Consider the following 7,136-nt stretch of genomic DNA (forward strand, 5'->3'; position numbering starts at 1 on the left):
AGCACGGGTGCAGGCTGACCGCATCTGTCGGATAACGTTCGCCCCCGTTGCGCAGGAATCCTCCGACCGGTGAAACGCGACGGATGCCCGGCTCAGGTGAGCCCGGACATCCGTCGCGTTCACGGTTTCGCCCTACTACTTGACGAGCGTGGGCACGTTTTTGCGGCTGGTCAGGATCTGGTCGATCAGGCCGTACTCGAGGGCCTCGGGCGAACCGAGGATCTTGTCGCGGTCGATGTCCTTGTGAACCTGCTCCGCGCTGCGGTTGGAGTGGTGGGCGATGGTGAATTCCAGCCATTCGCGCATGCGCTGAATCTCTGCGGCCTGGATCTCGATGTCAGACGCCTGACCCCCGCCCTGTCCGCCCGCCGACGGCTGGTGGATGAGGATACGCGCATTCGGAAGGGCGAGGCGCTTCCCCGGTGTGCCGCCGGCGAGCAGCACGGCGGCGGCGGAAGCCGCCTGGCCGAGGCAGACCGTCTGGATGTGCGGGCGAATGTACTGCATCGTGTCGTAGATCGCCGTCATCGCCGTGAAGGAGCCACCCGGGGAGTTGATGTACATCACGATGTCGCGGTCGGGATCCTGGCTCTCGAGCACGAGGAGCTGGGCCATGACATCGTCAGCGGACGCGTCGTCGACCTGCACGCCGAGGAAGATGATGCGGTCCTCGAAGAGCTTCGCGTACGGGTCCTGGCGCTTGTAGCCGTATGCCGTGCGCTCTTCAAAGGTGGGGAGGATGTAACGGGCCTCGGGTGACTGCGGGGCGCGTCCCCCGGCCTGGTGACCAAAATTCGTGAATTCCATGTCGTTTCGCCCGTCCTACTTCTTGTTCACTGAGTCATCGGTGCCGCCGCCGCCGATTACCTCCGACGCGGAGCCGCGCAGGTGGTCGACGAAACCATATGCCACGGCCTCGTCGGCGGTGAACCAGTTGTCGCGGTCGTTGTCGATGAGGATCTGCTCGACCGACTTGCCGGTCTGCTCGGCCGTGAGTTCGGCCATCCGCTTCTTCATGTCCAGGATGACCTTGGCCTGGGTCTGGATGTCGGCGGCAGTGCCACCGAATCCGCCGGACGGCTGGTGCAGCAGGACGCGGGCGTTGGGGGTGATGTACCGCTTGCCCTTGGTTCCGGAGGACAACAGGAACTGCCCCATCGAGGCAGCGAGTCCGATGCCGACGGTGACGATGTCGTTCGGTACGAACCTCATCGTGTCGTAGATGGCCATGCCCGCCGTGATCGAGCCGCCGGGCGAGTTGACGTACAGGAAAATGTCCTTCTCCGAGTCCTCTGCAGCCAGCAGCAGGATCTTGGCACAAATCTCGTTGGCGTTCTCGTCCCGGACCTCTGAACCCAGCCAGATGATGCGGTCTTTCAGCAGTCGGTCAAAAACGCCGGGTGTGGGTGTCATATCGGCCATGTCGCGCTCCGTTTCACTTGTCGCTTCAGAATGAATCTATAGGAGCCAACGCTCCGGAACGGCTGTGTTCGCCCTCGGCAGATAACACGCCACCCGGCGCCGCCCTGGTGCGCCCCGCGCATCCGTCGCTCCGAGCGACTTCGACGGAGATTTTGCCCTCCAGGCCCGAAAACCGAGCACAACGGCCCAAAACCGGAAAATCTCCGTCGACTTCGTTCAGGGCCGTGGAGGGGAGGGCACAAATGCGAAACGGGCCGGATGTCTGTGACATCCGGCCCGTCGGCTCGCGTGAGCGACGCGGTGGTGCTACTTCTTGGCTGCGGCAGCCTTCTTCTTCGCAGCGGCGGCCTTGGCCTTGGCGGCCTTCTCGGCCTTGGCCTTGGCGGCCTTCTCGGCCTTGGCCTCGGCGGCCTTGATGGCCTCAACCTCGGCGTCGACCTCGGCCTCGACCTCGGCGGCGTCGGAGTCGTCTTCCGCGATCTCGTCGTCGTCCTCGTCGGACGCCACGTCGGACGCCTCGTCGGCGATCGCGACGAACTCGGACAGGTCGACGGAGTCGCCGTTGGAGTCGACGACCTCGGCCTTGCCCAGGGCGATGGCGAGGGCCTTGTTGCGGGCGACCTCGGCCACCATCGACGGGATCTGACCGTTGCCGCTCAACGCCTGGACGAATTCGCTCGGGTCCATGCCGTACTGGGCTGCACCCTGGATCAGGTACTGGGTGAGCTCGTCCTGGCTGACCTGGACCTTCTCCGCTTCGGCGATGGTGTCGAGCAGGATCTGCTGACGGAAGGTCTTCTCGCTGGCCTCGGTGACCTCGGCGCGGTGCTCGGCGTCTTCGAGGCGGTTCTCGCCCTCGAGGTGGCGGCGAACCTCGTCCTCGATGATCGCGGCCGGGATCGGGACCTCGACTGATTCGAGCAGCTGCTCGACGAGCTTCTCGCGGGCCTGGGTGCCCTGGCCGAAGACCTTGGAGCGCTCGACCTGGCCCTTGAGGCTCTCGGTCAGCTCGGCGATGGTGTCGAATTCGCTGGCGATCTGCGCGAAGTCGTCGTCGGCGGTGGGAAGCTCGCGCTCCTTGACGGCGCCGACGGTGACGGTGATCTCGGCGGTCTCGCCCTCGTGGTCCCCACCCATCAGGTTGGAGTTGAAGGTGGTGGTCTCGCCGGCGCTGAGGGAGTCGAGCGCCTCGTCGATGCCGTCGATGAGGTCGCCGGAGCCGACCTCATAGGAGATGCCGGTGGCGTTGTCGACCTCGACGCCGCTGATGGCGGCGATCAGGTCGATCTGCACGAAGTCTCCCGTGGTGGCGGGGCGGTCGACGGTCACGAGCGTGCCGAAGCGGCTGCGCAGGTTGTCGAGCTCCTCGGCGACCTCTTCGTCGGACACCTCGACGGCGTCGACGGTGAGCTTCAGGCCGGAATAGTTCGGCATGTCGATCTCGGGGCGCACGTCGACCTCGATGGCCAGCTCCAGATCTCCGGAGAAGTCCTTGTCGCTGGGCCAGGCGACGATGTCGGCCTCGGGGCGGCCCAACGGGCGCAGCTTGTGCTCGGTCACGGCCGAGCGGTAGAAACCGTCGAGGCTCTCGTTGACCGCGTGCTCCAGCACGGCGGACTTGCCGACGCGCTGGTCGATGATGGCCGGCGGGACCTTGCCCTTGCGGAAGCCGGGAATGTTGATGTCCTCGGCGATGTGGCCGTAGGCGTGGGTGATGCTGGGCTTCAACTCCTCGGGAGCCACCGAGATGGTGACCTTCGCGCGAGTGGGGCTCAGTTTTTCTACCGTGGACTTCACGTGGCAATCTCCTGTGTTCGACCGATGTTTAGGGGGGTGTTGGTCGGGGCGACAGGATTCGAACCTGCGACCTCTCGGCCCCAAACCGAGCGCTCTACCAAGCTGAGCTACGCCCCGGACAATATCTCAACCCGGTGGTGGCATCCGTTGGGGCGCAAAGTTCACGCAGTTCGCGGAATGACCTCGGTAAGTCTACTGCACGGCCCGGATGCCGCGGGCCGGGGCGTGCAGTCGGCGACCGTCAAGGTGTACTACGCTGTGTGAGTGCGCAGGAGACTGCGCCCAGGGGATGTAGCTCAATGGTAGAGCCTCAGTTTTCCAAACTGATGGCGCGGGTTCGATTCCCGTCATCCCCTCCACGCCGGGCCCGCGACGGGCCGCCGCGCAGGCCGAGTTCCCACGGCTCAGCCGAGTCCCAGCCCGTTCAGGGTCGTGCGCAGCGTCGCCGCAGAGTGCTCGAACAGCTCCTGCTCCTTCTCGTTGAAGGGCACCTCGATCACGCGCGAGACTCCCTCGGCGTTGATCACGCTCGGGACTGACAGCGCCACGTTGCTGACGCCGCGGTAGTCCGTGAGCACCGAGCTGACCGGGAGAACCGCGCCCTCGTCGCGCAGCACCGCCTCGACGATCCGGGCGCCGGAGAGCCCGATCGCATAGTTCGTGGCGCCCTTGCCGGCAATGACCGTGTACGCCGCGCTCTTCACGCTCTCGGTGATCGCGTCGAATTCGGCCTCCGAGAAGGGTTCCAGGCCTTGGGGCGAGATATCGTCCTGCACCCACTCGGCCAGGGAGATCGGGCCGATCCGGGCCTGGGACCAGAGCGGGAACTCCGAGTCGCCATGCTCGCCGACGATCACGGCGTGAACATTGGCGATCGCGACGCCGACCCGGTGCGCGAGCATCCAGCGCAGCCGGGAGGAGTCGAGCACCGTGCCCGAACCGAAGACGCGCGCGGCCGGGAGCCCGCTGAACTCACGGGCGGCGTAGGCCAGCACATCGCAGGGGTTGGTGACGAGCATGTAGACGGCGTCCGGGGCCCGCTCGACCAGTCTGGGCATTAGTTCCCGCAGGATGCCGACGTTGACGCCCGCCATCTCCAGCCGTGACTGACCGGGGTGCTGCCTCGCCCCGGCCGTGATCACGACCATGTTCGCTCCGGCGATGGCGTCGAGGTCGCTGCCGCCGGCCACGCAGGAGGCCCCCGTGAACTGGGTGCCGTGGGCCAGGTCGAGAACCTCGGCCTCCACCTTGGGCCCATTGATGTCGTAGAGCACGACTTCCCGCGCGGACTGCCGGATCAGCGCGGCGTAGGCCAGGGACGACCCGACGGCCCCGGCTCCGATGATGGCCAGCTTGGAATTCGCGATCTCGCTCATGAGCCAATTCTGCGCCCTGCCCGGTCCAGTTCCGGGCATCCGGATGCCCGCACGACGGTCAGTGTCGCAAAAAGGTGAGTACGGCCAGCACCCGGCGGTGGTCGGAACCCGAATCGTCGAGGCCCAGCTTCTGGAATATCGACGTCACGTTCTTCTCGACCGCGCCGACGCCGATCACGAGCATCGCCGAGATGCTGGCGTTGGTGCGCCCCTCCGCCATCAGCCCGAGCACGTCGCGCTCGCGCGGCGTGAGAGCCGCGAGGGGGTCGGTGCGGCGGGCCAGCAGCTCACGCACAACCTGCGGGTCGAGCACGGTACCACCCGCGCTGATGCGGGTGACGGCGTCGCGCAGTTCGTCGAGCGACGCCACCCGGTCCTTGAGCAGGTAGCCCAGTCCCCCGTTGCCGGCGGCCAGCAGCTCATGCGCGTAGGTGCCCTCCACATACTGACTGAGCAGCAGGATGCCCACCTTCGGCAGCCGGCGGCGCAGTTCCAACGCGGCCCGCACGCCCTCGTCGCGGAAGGTCGGCGGCATCCGCACGTCGAGCACGGCAACGTCGGGCCGCCGGGCGTCGACCTCGGCGAGGAGGGAATCCGCGTCGCCGTAGGAGGCGACGGTCTCGAATCCCGCCTCATCGAACAGCCGGATCAGTCCCTCCCGCAGCAGCACCGAGTCCTCGGCCAGCACGAGCCGCAGCGGTGGGGTGGGCGAAGCCGCGGGAGAGGCTGAGGCGAGGTCGGTCATCCGTTCAGGATACGGCGACGGCACGGACCGGCACGGCCGCGGGCAGCGGGATGTGCGCCCCGATGGCCGTCGGTCCGCCATCGGGGCTCCGCACCGAGAGCACGCCGCGCAGCCCGCGCAGGCGTTCGTCGAGCCCCTGCAGGCCGTGCGCGTCGATCAGCCGGGCCCCGCCGACGCCGTCGTCGATCACCCAGAGGTCGAGCCAGGTGGTGCCGGCCGTTCCGGTGCTGCCGGTGCTGCCCTCGTCGGCCACTGGACGCAGGGCCAGGTGCAGACGGATGCCCGTGGCCCGCGCGTGCTTGGCGGCGTTGGTGAGCAGCTCCGCGGCCACGAAATACGCGCTGCGCTCGATCTCACTCGACAGCCGCAGCGCGGGGTCGACCTGCAACTCGAGGCGCACCGGAACCGTGCTGCGCGCGGCCAGGGACTCGAGGCCGGCGAGGAGGCCGCGGTCCTGCAGGATGGGCGGCACCAGCCCGCGGGACAGCGCCCGCAGCTCCTCGAGGGTGTCGTGCGCCTGTTCCCGGGCCTCCACGATCAGGGCGCGCGCAGCATCCGGGTCGGTCGTCAGCTTGCGCTCGGCGCTGGCGAGGTCCATCTGCAGGCGCACCAGGCGCTGCTGCGGGCCATCGTGGATGTCCCGCTCCAGTCGCCGTAGGGACTGGTCCTCCGCGGCGACGGCCGCCCCGCGTGACGCGCTGAGGTCGGCGACCTCGCGCTGCAACGCCTCGGACCGCCAGGCGCCCAGCATGCCGCGCGCCGCGAACTGGTGCAGCAGGGTGAACGCGTGCGTGATGTACGGCAGGGTCAGCAGGAAGAGGAGGCCCAGCGCGAGCTGGAAGAGGCTCTCGGCCAGGAGAGGGTCGATCGGAAGGGTGGTGCCCGGCAGCACCCAGCCGAGGATCACCTCGTGCAGCCAGACCCCGTCGGTGTCGGTCAGGAAGCGGCCCCAGAACCAGTAGCTGACGCCGCCGAGGCCCACCGAGAGCCAGACGACGGTGACGGTCCAGCTGACGAGGCCGAGCACGACGTTCACCACCATGCCGTGCAGCAGGTAGAGCCAGTAGTGCCCGTTGACGAGCGGGCCGAGCAGGGCCCGGAGGGTGGTCGCCGGCTCGCCCGGCGTCTCCCATCGCGGCGGGGTGGTGGCGGGCTGGCCGGCCCAGCGCAGACGGACGAGTTCGACCAGTCCGATGCCGCGGGCGAGGTAGAGGGATGCCACCACGACCACGATCCCGACGACGACGGCGAGCAGACCCACTCCGGTGAAGAAGACGGTGCTCAGCACGGTGAGCGCGATCACGACCACCGGCAGGGTGAGCAGCAGGAAGAGCAGCTCCTGCGGCACGCGGCGCCAGAGCGCGCCGTAGGTGGTGCGGGTTCCATCGCCGTCCGAGCCGGTGGGCGCGGCGGCCGTGGGTGTGGCGGCCGTGGGTGTGGCGGCCGTCGGGTCGGTTCCCGTCTGTGCGGTGATGATGGCTCCGGTCGTTGTGGGCATGGTGTCCTCCAGTAAGTCTGTCGGTCCTCAGCCTGATCGCCGGGTCAGGCGGGACACATCCCGCTGGCAACCGCATTTCAGCGGGGGTAAACCCCCGGGGCTGGCGGCGCGCAACGGCGCACGGTCCGGGCCCCCGGCATCCGTCGCGACGTAAAACCGGAGAATTCTGCGACACGCCGCGTTTGCCAGCTGGGGTGACCCGGTCTTTTCGGACGGGGTCCTCGGTTTCATTTTAGGCGGCGAGTGTGAGTTTGATGAGTCGTTCGGTGGGTGTTGAGTAGCCGAGGGTCTGGTGCAG

6 protein-coding genes and 2 tRNA genes are annotated in these 7,136 nt (G+C 67.8%); 1 reads left to right on the forward strand and 7 read right to left on the reverse strand.

The features are described 5' to 3' along the window. Window positions 1-135: 135 nt before the first annotated feature. The 4 genes from E3T28_RS10330 to E3T28_RS10345 form a co-directional block, all read right to left on the reverse strand. Window positions 136-807 (reverse strand): ATP-dependent Clp protease proteolytic subunit, encoded by a 672-nt coding sequence (locus E3T28_RS10330; RefSeq protein ID WP_134430603.1) that lies wholly within the window; start codon window positions 805-807, stop codon window positions 136-138. Between the two features lie 15 nt (window positions 808-822). After that, window positions 823-1,422, reverse strand: coding sequence for an ATP-dependent Clp protease proteolytic subunit (locus E3T28_RS10335; RefSeq protein ID WP_134430606.1), 600 nt, complete (start codon window positions 1,420-1,422; stop codon window positions 823-825). Window positions 1,423-1,728: 306 nt separating this feature from the next. Beyond that, entirely contained in the window at window positions 1,729-3,219 is a 1,491-nt protein-coding gene (gene tig, locus E3T28_RS10340; RefSeq protein WP_166786992.1) for a trigger factor, read from the reverse strand. A 40-nt stretch (window positions 3,220-3,259) separates the two neighbouring features. Continuing rightward, window positions 3,260-3,336 (reverse strand) — tRNA-Pro (locus tag E3T28_RS10345). Between the two features lie 168 nt (window positions 3,337-3,504). Here E3T28_RS10345 and E3T28_RS10350 point away from each other — a divergent pair. Continuing rightward, window positions 3,505-3,578: transfer RNA gene (locus E3T28_RS10350), tRNA-Gly, on the forward strand. A gap of 45 nt (window positions 3,579-3,623) precedes the next feature. Here the strand turns inward: E3T28_RS10350 and E3T28_RS10355 are convergent. Genes E3T28_RS10355 through E3T28_RS10365 form a run of 3 tightly spaced genes read right to left on the reverse strand, consistent with a single transcriptional unit; the run spans window position 3,624 to window position 6,838 of the window. Next, the gene (locus E3T28_RS10355) at window positions 3,624-4,595 is read right to left on the reverse strand and encodes an L-lactate dehydrogenase (protein WP_134430609.1); all 972 of its coding nucleotides are present in this window, start codon (window positions 4,593-4,595) and stop codon (window positions 3,624-3,626) included. A 58-nt stretch (window positions 4,596-4,653) separates the two neighbouring features. Further along, window positions 4,654-5,340, reverse strand: a complete 687-nt coding sequence (locus tag E3T28_RS10360) for a response regulator (RefSeq protein ID WP_134430612.1) — start codon at window positions 5,338-5,340, stop codon at window positions 4,654-4,656. A gap of 4 nt (window positions 5,341-5,344) precedes the next feature. Then, on the reverse strand, window positions 5,345-6,838 hold the full coding sequence (locus E3T28_RS10365) for a sensor histidine kinase (RefSeq protein WP_134430614.1): 1,494 nt from the start codon (window positions 6,836-6,838) through the stop codon (window positions 5,345-5,347). Window positions 6,839-7,136 lie beyond the last annotated feature (298 nt).

It is taken from the genome of Cryobacterium sinapicolor (genome assembly GCF_004403465.1).
In the GTDB taxonomy this organism is placed as follows: Bacteria; Actinomycetota; Actinomycetes; order Actinomycetales; family Microbacteriaceae; genus Cryobacterium; species Cryobacterium sinapicolor.